Origin of the sequence: Candidatus Nitrosocosmicus agrestis (assembly GCF_008389435.1) — an archaeon.
GTDB lineage: Archaea > Thermoproteota > Nitrososphaeria > Nitrososphaerales > Nitrososphaeraceae > Nitrosocosmicus > Nitrosocosmicus agrestis.
Map to the genome: position 1 here is coordinate 1 of NZ_VUYS01000026.1, position 16487 is coordinate 16487.

Here is a 16487-nt window from a genome sequence, read left to right on the forward strand (position 1 = left end):
AAGGATAGGCCTGAAAAGTACAAATGCAACCCATAGTAAACATACTTTGAAGGTGTTTTATTTCTGGTAAACATAAAGGAGATAAAGCATCTTCAATCTATAAGAATTCCTTAAATGAACAGAGCCAAAATTTATAATAAATTTTATTATTTCTTTTTGACATATCCATTATATGGTTATTATTAAGTAAAATATTAAACAGAATTTTTCCTAGTACTTGTTTAACTCAAACTAACTCCACGACATTGATTCATTTTGGGTTTGATTTCCATTTTAATAAAATTTTTATTTGTGTATTTTATAGAATGATTTACACATGAACACAAAAACAGTTTTAGCATGTATAGCTGTTGTGATCGCATTTGCATTGATAGTAGCCCCATTGGCTATTTCTGAAGAAGCATTGGCAAAGAACAAAGCCTCACAGAAAATCATCCAAAAACAATCAAACAAACAAAGCAGCTCATCTGTAAGTGGTGGCTCAAACTTCTTATCCGGAAACAACATTAACTTCCAATCTCAACACAACCACGGTCACAACGTCCTCGGACAAAGCGACTAATTTTCTTTTTTTTGTTGACTTAAATTTCAATAACTTTAATAAACAACTTTATTTTGAGAAATAATCCTAGTTTAAACCAACCTCTATCGTTTAAGTAATTACAAAGATTTAAAATAGTTACCAGTAGTTGTAACTCTGATTATCGATGGTTGAATGATTTTTCAGCCGTTTCTTTTTATGTTTACCTAGGAATATATCCTCTGAACTTTTCTTTATTCCGGTCTTTAACATACAATATGATTCCTACTATGAGAGCAATAATACCTGCGACAAACAAAATAACCCCTAATACCAAACCCCCAAATATTGTTAAATCAATTTCTCCGTTTTCATTTAAGAACGGAAGATTACCAAAGAAGAGATAAACATTAGCTGTTTTTTTGGGGTCCAGATTTGTGATCAAGAGTTTGTAGTCTCCTATTCTGTCTGGAGTAATAGTTGTAAAGTATGTATTTTGAAAAGTCGAGTTAGATAAAATATTCCCAGCTGGATCAATCACTACCTCCATTAAAGGAATTTGTTCATTATTCGTAGCATCTATAGTGACAGATAATAATTTGCTTGTAGAATTAACGGCTATACTTGCATTGGAAGACTGTAAAGGTTCAATGTTAACCTGAGATGTTGATAAACTTGGGTTGTTTTGCACGAAAATCCCACTAAATGAAACTCCCCATGTGAAAAAGATGATTATTGAGGACAAAAATAACAATCCACTAATTATTAGAACCTTTATTCCTCTTGGCATTCTTGCAATAAAAAGAGACATTACTCAAGTATAATATGTTTATTATTATGATTGTGCGAACTAAATACGAACAAGAATTAACGAAATATATTTTCTGTAACCAGTTCAACAATTTTTGGAACTTTATTTGGATATTGAACAACAAAATGTAAGGACATGAGTAAGTTAACTGCAGAATTAAGTATAACTTTTGACTTTTCCGTCGTACTAGGATCAGCATATATAAACTATCATATAAATTAACAAATACAACAATCGTTTCTAGTTAACGATTTGTGATTGTAGGGGTTTGGAGGCAACGTCCATAGTCTGCCTCCAAATTTCTGCAAATTTGACTTGGATGGCAGATCTCATTGGTAAAAATGCATTAATTTTGTCTTTACTTTTTGTAATTTTCATTCATTATTCTTCTTTAAGATCCTTTCTTTGTTAGGCTTAATTTTATGACAATCACTAATATTTGTAAATCCGAAATTATTATAATCTCACAGTCTTTCTTTAATAGTACAAGAGAATGCTGTACGAAATAATAAATCAAAAAAGTGCGATCACATGTTTGCAAAGTTTTGTATTTGTTAATAGTTCAGAATTCTTTATTAGACTTGAAAGTGATTATACATTTGCATCCTATTATGCCAGAATTACAAAGAGAGGGACTAAATGGTATGAACCTAAGTAAAAAGAAGTTTGATTTTAAATCTACCTATGAATTTATTCTTGGTTTAGATGAAAAAATCCGTTTTGTCGGCATAATTAATGATTTAGGTAGACTAGTGTATGGTGGAATGAGACCCGGAGTGATTTCGTTAGAAAACGAGACTGAATCGGTCAAAATGTACATGGAATTTGCCTTGATTTCAAAACTGCATACGGATTTTGACTCAAAATTAGGAGAAGTGCTTTATTCAATGACCGTGAGAAAAAAAATCAAAATGCTTTCTTTTCCAGTTTTGGATCACCTTATTCGGTTATCACTTGAGACAGACGCCGATCATGAAAGAATAATTGCAAACATACTAGCTTATCTTAAAAAAATTCAAGAATAATATAATTTAGACATTCATTTTCTTTTGATAACTTTGGATTATTTGCTCAATGGCTTTTATTTCTTGAAAACAAATTTCTCTAAACTCTGGATAAATTCCCATCTTTTTTAACTCTTTTAACCATTCTTCCATTTTTTCAAAACTCGAAACAAAATCCGCTAATTGCCTTGCAAACTGCTGGTAATTATCCATATCATCCAAATGCGAAAAATAATTGAGTATATAGAGTTGAAATTCAAGCCTATAAAGGCGAATTTCAGCAAAAAATCTTCTAAAGGTTATCATCCTTTGTTCGGACGATTGAGAGCAAATAGTCGACAAGTCCGGAGGGGTACATACGTGCATATCTATATACTTTAAATTTAATGAACAAAAAATTAAGTCTTTCATGTACTGGGTGGGGAAGGAAGGGGTGATAAAAATAAACACCCTGTCTATTTATTAGAAGCAGAACTTGATACCTTGCTATTTTTTCTAGGTTTGTTTGACTTTAAAGATACTGCAAGTTTGAATACAATGTATCCCAACAACCCTCCAGCAACTGATAATGGAATGACAATGACAAAAAAATCATTAATGATTTGCTCATAAACACTCAGCACTACATTTTGGTATATCAGATATCCATAAAATTCCTCATTGTAAATATACACATTTAGTGGGAACGACAGTGTAAAACTAAGCACCGGGATAACCAGCACTATTAACAATTTGTACAGTTTGGAGTAAATATTTGACTCCAATATCTTTTCTGGCATCTTACCTTTTAGAATCAATTTTGATTGAATCGCTGTGATGATATAAAGCACTAAGAATGGTATCAAATTTAGTAGATACAGTCCTGACACTGAAATCAAATGAGGATTAGATGTAATTTGGGTAAATAATGTCATTCCCACAAAAGCAATGCCCACAAGGGGGATTGCCTGACGGAAGAAATGGTACTTTGTGTATATAAACTGAAAATAAAATGAAATCAAAAAGGGAAAACCAATTCCGTATACCAATAGACCGACCATAGATGGGGGATTAAAGTTGTAATTCTTTGTTTCTGAAAACGGTAACGAGAAAAAATAAAGAAAACCTGAAAAAATCATCAAAAGGATAAACAAATTAAGAGTTAACTGGGCGGTCAATAAGTACTTGTTTGATCCTTGAATCGATGACAAAAAAATAAAAAAAAGATGTTTTCCTTTGCCTTCTTGGTTATCGTTCTTTGAAAAGAAAGACGGATGGTTTGAATTATTTTTTGATTTTGTTTTTGATGTTGTTTTTGTTTTTGTTTTTGTTGCTACGTTACTGCTACAGTCATTTTCAAAAATATTTGGATCTGCTAGATTCAGCTTTCGATTGACTTTCATTAAATTTCCTATGGCTACAAGCAGCCAGCCGGTCAGCAAAGATAGGTGCGGTGGACTCAACAACCCGTCCAACCCAAATCTTAGATGCCATGAAAAGTCAAAAGGCCCGGCCAATATAATCAAAGTTATCCCAACAAATACAATCTTGTTGGCCCTTTTCGATATCTCAATTTGCCTTGTGCTGAATTTAATACTTAAAGAAAATGCAACGATAACCAGTAAAATCCCTGAGTAGACCATAGCATGAGGATACGAAAAAAAACTTTCAGGTTTACTAAGGATATGATAAGTTATATCCCAGCTTCCTCCAGCGAAGGAAACAATAAGTCCAGCTATCATAAGGAGGTTTTGATACAAAATTACAAAATTCTTGACTTTTTGGAAGCGACGATGATGATGAATGTTATGATTGTGGTTATGATTACCGTGATCAAATTGATTTTGTTTCAAATATCTTCCTCCCTCTCTTCCTCTCTACTTTTCACCCATCAAAAATTAACTTACTATCAGGCTACCAACAAAAAAAAGAGCAACTAATAATCGCTTGATTTGTCTAGCGTTTTAATAACGTTACCTAGTCCTAAATCAACAATGTAATTACCTAGACGTGGCCCTTTATCAGCATTAATAAGTATCCTATAAAATAACTTGAATATTTCTTTCGGCTTAAATCCATTACTTTTTGCGTAATTAAAAATAATGCTTTGTACTTCCTGCGCTAGCGCCTCGTTGTCAGACCCTTTTGTCGCATCAGTAGACAAACCGGGTTTGGAAAGCCTGGATTCCAAATTTTTTAGGTCAGTGCTTATACTTTTGAGAATACTTTTTTGCTCTGCCGTTAATTCCCACCTGTTTGAATCTTTGTCATTTTCCACCCCAACTTCTCCTCCTTTCACTCCTCCAGCAGCATTGTCCATATCAACATCGTCATTCACCCAATTTATAGCAAGATTGATTTTTCTTTGCAAGATGGGATCTTTAAAGTCAGAATCTCTAATCATTCCGTATTTTTTTAGCCTTTCAAGAACTTGAAGCATTACATTGCTGTCGATATTTTGATTCTTAAACAAACCTGCTTGTTCTATCAGTATTCTATATGGTATATGCACAGAGCACAAAATTTGGGGTGGTTTTAAATGATTAATATACTCGTAAATCCCAGTTAACTTTATCCTTTTACTTTCGTTTTGTTCTTTAACCTTGCCAAAATAAATATCTTCATACAGATCATATTCATCCATAAGGTGTGGAATGTCATCCATTCCAACATGTCTCGTGCCTGATATACGTTTATACAGTAACAGTAGTAATGATTCTGGTGTTCCGTATTTTAACCACATCTGGGGGGTTAAAACATTGCCAGAAGATTTGCTTATCTTTTTTCCACCTTTGTCTAAAAACATTTCATATTTTGCGTGGACGGGGTGATTGTATTTTAAAATCTCTTCAGATACCCAGTCGTTTATTCTAACCGAATCCATAATGTCTTTACCGAATGCCTCAAAACGAATATCAAATGCTTGCCACCTCGCAGCAAATTCAACCTTCCATGCAAGCTTTCCACTTCCTTTGCTCAGTCTTAATTCCCCAATATGGCCGCAACCCTCAATTTGCTTCTTTCCGATTATATTACCACTACACTTGTAGGAAATTTTTTGCTCTGAGGGATAATATTCCAACGCATTGGCCACGTAGAGTCTATTACAATTTTCACAGAGTGGAAAATAAGGTAAATATTTTGTGTATTTTTGTTGACCAGTGGATTCGGAGATTTTGTTTCCAATTTTTTGGCTATTTGTTAAGATTTTGTGGGTTTGGTCAGTTAAAATACCGCTTTTGTAGGTTTGTGTACCACTTCGAAACTCGTATTTAATTCCGGATGCATTCAATCCTTCCAAAAGTAACCCACTCATGTGGTCACCATAGGAATTATGACAATCACCAAAAGGATCTGGAATCGAAGAAACCGGCTTACATATATGGTCGTGTAACCAATCAGGTAGCCCAATAGGAACCTTTCTTAATCCATCAAAGTCATCTGAAAAAGCGATTAAACGTGAATTGTAACCCAAATTTTGCAGAGCCATTGAAATTCCATACGCTCTCACTGCATCACCCAAACTACCAATATGAGGAATTCCTGATGCACCCAAACCACTTTCTACGTTTATAATAACAGTTGGCCTTTGAAGTTCAATTTCTCTGTCAATAATGGTTTTTGCAATCTTGTCTATCCAAGTTCCTTTGCCGATAGTATTTTCTGCGGTCTGGCTCATTTGAATTATAATGTTTTAGTTACATAAGGACCATTATTAGTATATCCAAATTTCCTGTAATAGTCGCGTGTGCCTATAGCGCTGATAACCGAAAGCGTCTTTAAATTGAATTCGTCTTTACATATTTTTTCTGCTTCTGCAAGAAGGGATTTTCCCAGCCCCTTGTGCTGTACCGCAAGCTTAGCGAGGTTATCGATGCTTTCTTTCTTAAAAATGTCCAAACTTATTGTGTTAAAGTAACTGTCTTTTTCTTCTGTTGTGCTTGGCGGCATAGTTTGATTTATTTTTTTATTTGGTCGAGAGATTGACTCAACCAAACCATAAACATGCAACTCCCTGACTATCGCCGATACATAATTGTTAGAGGGTTTGGTGGATTCATCAATAAAGCGGTCTTTATTAAAGTAGGGAGTTGCACCTGATTTTGTTGTTGTTGCTGGTTTTGTAGATATAGGGGAATCTCCTTGCAATTCTTTTCTTAAGGGATTTGTCATAATTCTTAGTCTGAGAAATCCAAGCAAGAGATTGCCGTTGTCCATTTCATATGAAAGAAAGATTTCTTTACCGCCAGAAGCAAAATAATCTGTTCGCGTTAACGTAGGTTCCATATCCAATATTTTTTCGGATTGATTCAAAAGTCCCACCTCCCTGCATCGGATACACTTGCACTTTATTCCTTGGCTTTTAAGTTCATCCAAAACGAGTTGTCTTACGTTACCTATTTTGGGTCCGGCTACAATATCTTCAGGTTCTATTTCCCTTTGGATTCTCATTATTCGAACCCACGGCGGTATTTTCTTTTTTACTTCCACCAAAAGTTTTACCAAGTCATTTGTTTGATAGCTATCATATTTTCCCCTTTGATGAAGCTCAAACAATCCAGTATTAGGGACAACCAGTGTTGGGTAAATCTTTAACATGTCTGGCTTTAGTCGATCGTCTGTAAACAAGGTAACAGCATCTTTTAGGTCCTGTGAAAAATCTGACCCGGGCAAACCGGGCATCATATGCGCTCCTATTTTAAATCCACAATTTCTAGATACATAAAATGCTTCGTAAACATCCTCCAAAGAATGACCACGATTGACCAATCTAAAAACTTGATCACTTAAAGATTGAACTCCTAGCTCTATCCTAGTAGTTCCTAAATCTAACATCATATTAACATGACTTAATTTACAGTAATCCGGTTTAGTTTCCACCGTTAATCCAACACATCTAACAGATGCAGATTGATTTTCCAGTTGCGCGTTAATCAGAGACTCCAAATTGGGAGCAGGATGATTAGCTGATAAGGCTATCGATGATGAGGATGAGGATGAGGATGAGGATGAGAACGCTGTTACCGTTTGCGATGATGATGGTGGTGATAAATGTGATGTCGACTTGTTTAATACAGTTTGCTGTGATGGGTTATTCTCTTTGACCAGTTCTTTCAAGGATTCTGAAAATAACAGTACAGATTCGTTATTGATTTTGAATGAATTTAATGCTCTATAAAGTTTTTCAGCAAAATAAATTTGATATTCTTTAGGATAATATGGAAACGTTCCGCCAACTACGACCAATTCCACTTTACTCACTTCATGTCCCCTATCAGCCAATTGCCTTACTTTGGTAAGTACCTGTTCATATGGATCGTAGTTTAGCTGCTGGGCAATAATGGTAGAGGGTTCTGTCCCTATATAACTAAGTGGTGTGTTATAGTCCTTTCCACCTGGACAGTATATGCACCTGCCATGGGGGCAATCATAAGGCATTGGCATAACCGTTACAACTGCAACTCCTGACTGCGTTTTCACTGGTTTTATTCGCAAGAGTTTTTTGTAGTAGCTATCATTCGGAATAAACCTTAAAATTTCACTATATTTTGGGGTGCTATCTAATCTATATTCTGCACATTTAGTTTTAATTAACTTGTTAATTTGGGCAATCGATAACCTGGTCAATTTATCATTACCATCATGACTTAGAATTGAATTGGCAATATCTAGACAAATTGTGTCTCGAATACTTTGAGAATTATTGTTTATCATCGATTAAACCCATATTTTTAAAGACGAGGCGTGTCTCTTGTACCAGTACAAATAGACCAAAATAATCTTTTCTGCACAACCTGATAACGGTACCCAAAAAAGCTAAAGGATAGAATGTATGTAAAAAACTATAAATAATTTTCTTATTCTTGTTGACAAAATTATAAAAAAATACAGTTAATTTTTTTTGAAAAAGAGAATTATTAGTTTGTTTAGAAAAAAAGGAATATTTTTCTTATAGTGGATATAATAGAAGGCAAATAATCAACTTCAATGAAAAAATAAAGTTGGTTATTACTATGGCTTTGAAAAACTTACAATTTCACCAAGGTGCTGCTGCTTTTGCTGCTTTTTCTTCCTCTTGCTAATTCTCTTTCTATTCTATGTACTATTTCTCTCCCCATTTCTCTTTTTCTTCCCTTTTCTATTTCTTTGTCTTTTTCATCGGCCAAAACCTTTAGATAAGTCGCTCCACTTCCGTTACCTTTAATATGACCAATTTTTGTCGATTCAACTCCCTCATTTGCCAAGGCGGTTATAATGTGATCACTTTCTTTTTTTGGAGCAACAACGCAAAATCCTATTCCCATATTAAAGGTTCTGTACATTTCCTCAACGTCCATGACCCCATCTATCTGTAGCTGCTTGAAAATACCTTTAATTTGTGGTAAACTGTCCAAAATAAAGTCAACTTTTTGATTAAGTCTACCCAGTTTTGTAAATGCACCTCCGGTTATGTGTGCTAAGCCGTGAATTTTTCTTCCAAATGATTCTATTACATTTAAAACGGGTTTGGTATAAATTGCTGTAGGTTTTAAAAGTTCCTTTCCCACAGTTGATTTTAAAAACTCTGGTTTTTCATCTATTTTGTACTTGTCAAGCAAAATTTTTCGAGCCAATGTATAACCATTTGAATGAAGGCCAGAACTTTTTAACCCGATAATTACATCCTCGTTTCGTATCGAGTCACCAAGCATTAATCTGTTTCTTTGCTGTACTCCAAGACACATTCCTGCCAAATCAAAATTGTATTTTTCCCTAAATCCTGTGATAATATCTGGAAGGATGGCCGTTTCTCCGCCCACTATTGCCATGTTTGATAGCCGCGCCCCCTTGACTAGACCCTTTGTCAAATCATTTAACAGCGTATCGTTGGTCTCTTGCAAGGCAACATATGAAAGGTAACCAACTGGAGTTGCACCAACACATATAGTATCATTGACATTCATTGCTACACAATCAATACCGATGGTATCATACTTGTTCATCATTTGAGCAATCAGAATTTTTGATCCCACCCCGTCAGTGTGCATCGAAAAAAGTAAATCTCCAAACCGGATTATTCCGGCATAATGCCCAAATCCTGTTACTACGTTTCCTTTTCTTGGTAAGACATGTGTACTGGCAATTGACTTGCCCATCAAATATTGTAAAGATTTTATTTTTTTTACATCAATTCCTACATCACTATACTTTAGTTTCTTTTTTTTAGGTGATTCATCCAAGAGGCTATCTAGTAAAGTTCTCCAGGCATTTATAAATTTAGATCTGGATGTGTTATAATAGTTACCAGTTTACGTAACTGTTTTTTAGCTAGGCTGAAACTTTCTCTTAATTAAATCAATATATTCACAACCCATGGGACCGCAGTACCTTCCTACGTATACGGCCTTTGGTCTATACAAGGCTGGCTTTGGAGCCGCTTCTGCGAATTTTTCTTCAATTATATGGGCATTCCAACCGGCTATACGGGAAATGGCAAAGATTGGAGTATTAAGATCCATTGGTATTCCTAAACTATAGTAAAGTGAGGCACTATAAAGGTCTACATTTGGATATATGTGCATCTTACGCGTGTCCCACATTATTTTTTTAGTAACCAATTCAATTTTCTCTGTCATTTCAAACCACTTCGTATTTTTTTCTTTAGAAATGGCTCGAGAGAGGCTAGCAAGAACTTCTGACCGAGGATCGGTGGTTCGGTACACAGCATGTCCCATTCCCATTACTCTGCCCCCGCTTTGTATTCTTCTTTTTATCCAATCTTCAACCTTATCTATACTTCCCATATCCAGTAACATTTTCATTACCTGAATATTAGCTCCTCCATGAAGCTCGCCTGACAGCGCACCAACGGCTCCACCAATACTTGCATAAATACTGGCTCTCGTTGAAGCAATTTCTCTGGCAGCAAAGGTAGAAGCATTGAAACTGTGCTCCGCATGCAAGATAAGACTAATATCAAAAATTTTTGAAACCTCATGTTTTGGATTCTCCCCGTATAGCATGTACAAGAAATTATGCGCATGGGAATTATCACCAAGTGGGTTCACCGGCTCCTTGTTGTTTCGTATTCTATCCCAGGCTGCCACTAGGGTTGGAATTTTTGCAATTAAAGATACAGCACGCTCGATATTTGCCTCCTTGGATTCATCCGATCTATCAGTATCATAGTCAGCTAGTTCCAATACAGAGGACTGCAAAACATCCATTGGGTGTGCAGTCAATGGTCTATTTTTCATATTAAGGAAGACGGACTCTGGAACTGCTCTATATTTTATCAATTTATTGTTAAAATCGGTTAACTCTTTTTCTAATGGAAGGTCACCGAACAAAAGCAAATAGGCAGTCTCCTCATAGGTGGAATTGTTGGCCAGGTCAAGAATATCATATCCCCTGTAAATTAACTTACCATTTTCGCCGTCTATTGAGCAGATCTTTGTATCTGCTACTTCGATATTTCTCAAACCTATGTTACGCGTATCCAATAATGTAATTTTATTATCAAATATGAATATTAAAATAATTCTATTTACCACAAATCATCACCTATCAGGGTGTTGGCTTAAATAAAAAAATCCAATTGATGACAATCCAAACAAATTTAATTGAAAATTTACTATTTTTTTTAAATTATATGGAACTTGAAGCTGTTCGTAAATCAATTGTGAGTTTTATCAAAACAGAGGTCCACAATAGGGGAACCACTGGAGCCGTTATAGGTGTTTCCGGCGGAATTGACTCTGCAGTTATGGTAGCACTTGCAGCTGAAGCACTTGGAAACGAACACGTCTTTGGGCTAATTTTGCCCGACTCGGACATAACCCCTATTTCTGACGTTATAGACGCTACAAATCTTTGTATAAAATTAAATATTGAATTTCGGAAAATCTATATTAACGAGCCAAAGGCAGGTTTTCAAAAGATTTTAGATGAAACCGAAAACAGGTTACTTCAAGGAAATCTTGTAGCAAGGATCAGAATGTGCATTATGTATTATTATTCCGGCCTGTTAAAAAAATTGGTTTTAGGAACATCAAACAAAACCGAACTCGAACTGGGATATTTTACGAAATACGGCGATGGTGGAGCGGATTTGCTTCCACTTGGCGACCTTTATAAAACAAATGTATTTGAATTGGCTAGGCATCTAAACATACCTGAAAATATCACTAACAAAAAAAGCAGTGCCCGCCTTTGGCCAGGACAGGTGACAGAAGAAGAACTAGGTGTTTCATTTCCCTTACTAGACGGGATTCTTAAACGTATAAATGAGTTATATTGTGCTGTTGATTCCAAAAAAGTTTACGATTTAGATGAGAAGATTATTAAAGATTTAGCTGAGGATTTTCCTTCTATCGATTTGGATTCTATTAGAGGTGTTTACAAATTATCTCGGCTAAACCGTCATAAAGTAACACCACCTCCCGTGTGTAAGTTTTAGCAATACGGAAAAGGAAATGAGAGTTGGAGAGGAAGGTAGTTGGAGGGGAAGACAGTATTGTGAAATCACACTAAAGGAAACCTCTAATAATTCGGCTCTGTTCACTTAAGGAAATCTTATAGCTTGAAGATATCCCATCTCTTTTATGAACACGAGAAACAGAACACCTTCAGAATACATATGCTATGGTTTGTATTTGTATTTTTCAGGTCTGTCTCTTAGGAGAACTTCTGAAAGACTATCTTGTTTTATCAAGCGGAACCATGTATCGATTTGGAATTGGATTCAGGAATACCATCCCATAAAGATATCATCCAAACGAAAGAGAATTTCAGAATTCATTGTATAGATGAGACCCCATGTTGAAGGTCGGCTTAGAGTACATCTGTCTATGGATTGCTATCGAACCAAAAAAAAACAAACAGATCCTCGCACTAACTATCTCAAAGGAGAGAAACATGTTTGTTGCCGAACACTTTCTAGCAGGTATTGTTAGAGAGTATGGAAAGCATGTATCCAGTTTCTACAGATGGTGGTACATGGTATCCAATGGGTTGTAGGTTCCTTGGAATTGAACATCACATTCATTCCTCTGTGGAGAAAAGCTTGATAGAACGAACAATGCAATATATTAAGGATAGAACCGAATGCTTTGATGACTACTTTCCGTGTAGAATGAAGAATTGTAAGTTAAAGCATGTAAGCAACTGGTTAAATCTCTTTGTCGTCGATTATCATAACAAGGAGTTAAAACGCGTTAACTGAACAGAGCCAATAATTCTGATAGTTAAAAAACCATATCACTTTTAAATAGGTGAACAAATTTTCTTCTATTATGGTCCTTGGGAAAGAAATTAGATTAAATCGTATTCTGAAGAATGGAAAAATGCTGTGTATCCCTTTGGATCATGGGATTAGCAGTGGTCCTCTACCTGGCATTAAAAATATCTCTGAATTAATAAGAAAAACTCAAACTGCAGGTTTAACTTGCATCTTGCTTAATAAGGGTATAATCAAAACTTTACCCGAACCGCCTCAAATTGGAGTGATTGCTCATATGTCAGCTGCAACGTCACTAGGACCTGATCCGAATAACAAAATTCTGATGGGATCAGTCAAAGAAGCCATACGCTTGGGCGCTGATGCAGTTTCATTACATATTAACATTGGCTCAAAGGAGGAACCAAAAATGCTTTACAAACTAGGATTAGTATCTGATGAATGCAATGAGTGGAATATCCCCCTTGTAGCTATGATGTATCCAAGAGGCGAAAATATCAAGAATCCCCATGATCCAAGTATAGTTGCCCATACCGCCAGAGTCGGTGCTGAAGCTGGTGCAGACATTGTGAAAACGGTTTATACTGGAGATATTGATTCCTTCAGAGGAGTAATTCAAAGCTGTCCCGTTCCCATTGTTATTGCAGGTGGCCCTAAAACTCATAATGATGCGGAGACACTTGAAATGTGTGCAGATGCAATGAAGGCTGGAGCCATTGGTGTAACTTTTGGAAGAAACATTTTTCAGCATAAGAATCCAAATGAAATAATAAAAGCATTGTATTCTATTATTTTTGAAAAGAATTATAATGAAAGAGGTAAATCTGCTGAATTCAAAAACGCGAGGATCAGCAAAAAAAAATCCTAAAAAAATTATTGTAAGACCACCATTATCACAACTATCTCCTTCACTGCCTTCATCAGCTAATAGCAGCAATAATAATAACAATAATAATTCCATTTTACAGTCTAACGCAGACAAGTCTCAACAGAATTTTCAAGATTTTATAAAGTTGGCAAAAGACTCTATTGACAATATAGACTTGATATTTGTGGATCCGAGTAAACTTGAAGGCCCAGATGCCGACTCATTTTCTGGCAAGGTGTTGTCTTATTCCTTACAAGCCGACTACATCATAGTAGATGATCTTCCAAGGATTGACGAGCTTAAACCAACAGGTCAAGATAAGGATGCAAAACCAAAATTTGGTATTTACAGAAAAATCACAAGCAATGAAGATATTGCCGAAATGCAGAAGAATCTTTCAGACCATGAGCTGGATTTTGTGATACTGGAACTTGATGATTGGAAAATCATCCCCCTTGAGAATGTCATAGCTTCTTTACAGTCAACGAATGTGGAAATTTTTGCAATGGCAGGATCATCTAAAGAAGTTGAAACTTTATTTAATATATTAGAATTAGGTGTTGATGGTGTTTTGATTTCACTCACATCTAGCACCGATATTTCGCAGATTAATAATATGCTTGAACATTCGAGTATTCAAATCAAGGTGGCTCAAATCGATGAAATAATAGATGTTGGAATGGGTGAAAGAGTTTGCATTGATACAGTTTCTATGCTTAATTATGGGGAAGGCATGTTGGTTGGTAATAAATCTAACTTTCTTTTCTTAGTTCATAACGAATCGATAGGTTCGTCATTTACCTCACCTCGCCCATTTCGAGTGAATGCAGGAGCAGTACATTGTTATACATTGGTATCAGATGGCAACACAAAGTATCTTTCAGAACTAGAGTCTGGGAGCCAAGTATTGATAGCAGACACTCAAGGTACTATCAGAACTGTAGTCGTCGGACGATCTAAAATCGAATCTAGGCCCCTTCGTCTGTTTAAAGCTTCTGTTAATACTAAGGAGTTTGGAAGTATAATAGTTCAGAATGCGGAAACTATCAGATTTTTGGATGCAAAAGGTGAATTAATTTCTGTTACGCATGCTAAGCCGGGAGATAAAATAATGGTTTATTCAATTGAGCCTACTGGAAGACATTTTGGAATGAAAGTCTCTGACGAATACATATTAGAAAAATAATCCAAATAAGTGGTATTTTTTTATCAATCAGTTTACATTTTTAGAGTAATAGGATTATGGACTGAACACAAAATCAAGAAATGTGCTAGTCAGACCTGAGTCTATTTACGATAAAATATTGCAAGGCAATTGTAATAAACTATTAAAGAATATCCCAGCCAATTCCATACAACTAACAATTACGTCTCCACCATACGGAAATGCCATAGACTATGACTTGCACGCTACAAAAAAGAATTCCGAATATTACAGAGGTGTTCAAAAGATTTCACTTGATGAATATCTTGAGAACATGGTTTCAATATTTAACGATCAGGTTTTTCGTGTAACTAAGGAAGGCGGATATTGTTGCATAGTAATTGCAAATGAAGTGGTTAACGGAACTTTAATCCCACTACCGCATTTATTGCTTTCACGATTAGTTAATCCAAGTGGAAATTGGAGCTTACATGAAGAAATAATATGGCATAAGGTCACCGGGGGCACTAACAGATATGGTTCATTTGTAATTAACCCTTATCCAAAATATTACCGTGCAAATATTATGCATGAGTTTATTCTGGTTTTAAGAAAAGGGGATGTAAAAAGCGGCCGAAATCAAAGAAGGGAAATTCTTCCAGCTACTCATGAAGAATGGACCAAAGAAATCGCAAATTCTGTTTGGCATATTGCACCTGTCCCACCTGGATATATAGATCACCCATGCCCTTTTCCTGAAGAAATACCTTATAGACTCATGAAGATTTATTCGTATAATAACGACTTAATTTTAGATCCTTTTAATGGTAGCGGTCAAACTACCAAAGTCGCGTATAAATTGGATAGGCACTTTTTGGGAATGGAAATTAAGCAAGAGTATGTGGAGTTGGCAAACAAGAGGTTAGTTAGTGAGAAACTTCACATAAGAGCCGAAGCTTTAATAGCTAACTGGAAGAAAATAGCATCCCATGTCGTTTGACCAAACTGAAAGGTTTCAGAATTCCATAATCTTTTATTAATTTAATTTAATTTTTTTGTAAGCATAGTTTATATTTTTTATATCTTAACCATAAAACTCTAGGGTATATGGCACCTGGAGATATGATGCTTATTGAACATCTGAAAGAATTAAGAAATCGCTTTCTCAGAGTTGTCGTTATTACTATTGCCATAATGATTTTCTGCACGGTATTTGGAGTTCAGATTGTAACCTTTTCAGGCTATACATTCTACTTTATAGTTCCAACGGTTTATAACAATATTGCAAGCCAAGTTACATTATTTTTAAGTGAGAACCTGATCCCTACCGGTGTCAACCTGATTCAAACTGCTCCGGGGCAATCACTGTATGCCCAATTGTATGTTGCTGTTTTAATTTCCATATCGACTGCCATTCCTTTGATAGTTAGAGAAATAGTTGCATTCGTTAGCCCTGCCCTTACAACCACTAGTAAAAATAAAACCCTGGTATCTGCTATACTTCCAATATTTGTTTTATTTGTATGTGGAATCTTGTTTTCGTTTTATTTGGCAATCCCGATAACGCTTACATTTTTGTATCAATATGGTCAGTCACTAGGCGTTTTAACTTTTCTGAATATATCTGATTTCATAAATTTTGTATTACAATTCTTTATAGCATTTGGTATTTCCTTTCAACTACCGTTAATAATGTTTATTATTTCCTTTGCAGGTTTGGTTGGTTTGGACTTTTGGTTGAGGAATTTTAAATATGCACTACTGATAATCATTATTTTCGGCGCCGTTATAACCCCAGACGGTAGCGGAATTACCATGTGGTTCATTTCGGGACCTATGTTACTGCTGTATATGCTTGGAATATTATCAATAAAATTTAAGAACCGATCAGATTCCAATTGAATCCATTTTTTTAAAGGCATTAAAGTGTTGAGGTAGATTT

Annotated in this window: 16 protein-coding genes; 9 read left to right on the top strand and 7 right to left on the bottom strand. The window is 35.4% G+C overall.

What is annotated here, in order from left to right:
* Positions 1–316: 316 nt before the first annotated feature.
* Positions 317–562, top strand: a complete 246-nt coding sequence (locus F1Z66_RS13745) for a hypothetical protein (RefSeq protein WP_149864202.1) — start codon at positions 317–319, stop codon at positions 560–562.
* A 181-nt stretch (positions 563–743) separates the two neighbouring features.
* Here the strand turns inward: F1Z66_RS13745 and F1Z66_RS13750 are convergent, their stop codons facing one another.
* The gene (locus F1Z66_RS13750) at positions 744–1331 is read right to left on the bottom strand and encodes a hypothetical protein (protein WP_149864203.1); all 588 of its coding nucleotides are present in this window, start codon (positions 1329–1331) and stop codon (positions 744–746) included.
* Between the two features lie 644 nt (positions 1332–1975).
* On the opposite strand from F1Z66_RS13750, the gene F1Z66_RS13755 reads away from it, so the two are divergent.
* Entirely contained in the window at positions 1976–2356 is a 381-nt protein-coding gene (locus F1Z66_RS13755; RefSeq protein WP_195907546.1) for a DUF6659 family protein, read from the top strand.
* Positions 2357–2362: 6 nt separating this feature from the next.
* Here F1Z66_RS13755 and F1Z66_RS15910 read toward each other — a convergent pair whose 3' ends face one another.
* From F1Z66_RS15910 to F1Z66_RS13785, 6 genes are all read right to left on the bottom strand, one after another.
* Positions 2363–2557, bottom strand: coding sequence for a hypothetical protein (locus tag F1Z66_RS15910; protein ID WP_159357640.1), 195 nt, complete (start codon positions 2555–2557; stop codon positions 2363–2365).
* 233 nt (positions 2558–2790) lie between these two features.
* Positions 2791–4167 carry a hypothetical protein gene (locus F1Z66_RS13765; protein WP_149864206.1) on the bottom strand — a complete coding sequence of 459 codons (1377 nt, stop codon included), beginning with the start codon at positions 4165–4167 and terminating at the stop codon, positions 2791–2793.
* An 83-nt stretch (positions 4168–4250) separates the two neighbouring features.
* Positions 4251–5993, bottom strand: coding sequence for a lysine--tRNA ligase (lysS, locus tag F1Z66_RS13770; protein ID WP_149864207.1), 1743 nt, complete (start codon positions 5991–5993; stop codon positions 4251–4253).
* Positions 5994–5998: 5 nt separating this feature from the next.
* Positions 5999–8029 (bottom strand): tRNA uridine(34) 5-carboxymethylaminomethyl modification radical SAM/GNAT enzyme Elp3, encoded by a 2031-nt coding sequence (locus tag F1Z66_RS16125; protein WP_149864208.1) that lies wholly within the window; start codon positions 8027–8029, stop codon positions 5999–6001.
* 314 nt (positions 8030–8343) lie between these two features.
* Entirely contained in the window at positions 8344–9534 is a 1191-nt protein-coding gene (gene purM, locus F1Z66_RS13780) for a phosphoribosylformylglycinamidine cyclo-ligase (RefSeq protein WP_149864209.1), read from the bottom strand.
* An 84-nt stretch (positions 9535–9618) separates the two neighbouring features.
* The gene (locus F1Z66_RS13785) at positions 9619–10797 is read right to left on the bottom strand and encodes a citrate/2-methylcitrate synthase (protein ID WP_149864234.1); all 1179 of its coding nucleotides are present in this window, start codon (positions 10795–10797) and stop codon (positions 9619–9621) included.
* A gap of 149 nt (positions 10798–10946) precedes the next feature.
* On the opposite strand from F1Z66_RS13785, the gene F1Z66_RS13790 reads away from it, so the two are divergent.
* From F1Z66_RS13790 to tatC, 7 genes are all read left to right on the top strand, one after another.
* On the top strand, positions 10947–11753 hold the full coding sequence (locus F1Z66_RS13790) for an NAD+ synthase (RefSeq protein WP_159357639.1): 807 nt from the start codon (positions 10947–10949) through the stop codon (positions 11751–11753).
* 145 nt (positions 11754–11898) lie between these two features.
* Positions 11899–12102, top strand: coding sequence for a hypothetical protein (locus tag F1Z66_RS13795; protein WP_149864211.1), 204 nt, complete (start codon positions 11899–11901; stop codon positions 12100–12102).
* Positions 12103–12254: 152 nt separating this feature from the next.
* Complete coding sequence (locus F1Z66_RS13805; protein WP_149864213.1) at positions 12255–12518, top strand: hypothetical protein; 264 nt, start codon at positions 12255–12257, stop codon at positions 12516–12518.
* 70 nt (positions 12519–12588) lie between these two features.
* Positions 12589–13401: a 2-amino-3,7-dideoxy-D-threo-hept-6-ulosonate synthase gene (locus F1Z66_RS13810; protein WP_149864214.1), complete on the top strand. Its 813-nt coding sequence runs from the start codon at positions 12589–12591 to the stop codon at positions 13399–13401.
* Entirely contained in the window at positions 13343–14587 is a 1245-nt protein-coding gene (locus F1Z66_RS13815) for a 3-dehydroquinate synthase II (RefSeq protein WP_149864215.1), read from the top strand. The genes F1Z66_RS13810 and F1Z66_RS13815 overlap by 59 nt, the downstream gene beginning before the upstream one ends.
* Positions 14588–14669: 82 nt before the next feature.
* Entirely contained in the window at positions 14670–15545 is an 876-nt protein-coding gene (locus F1Z66_RS13820) for a DNA-methyltransferase (protein WP_159357638.1), read from the top strand.
* Between the two features lie 107 nt (positions 15546–15652).
* Positions 15653–16447 (top strand): twin-arginine translocase subunit TatC, encoded by a 795-nt coding sequence (gene tatC / locus F1Z66_RS13825; protein ID WP_149864217.1) that lies wholly within the window; start codon positions 15653–15655, stop codon positions 16445–16447.
* Positions 16448–16487 lie beyond the last annotated feature (40 nt).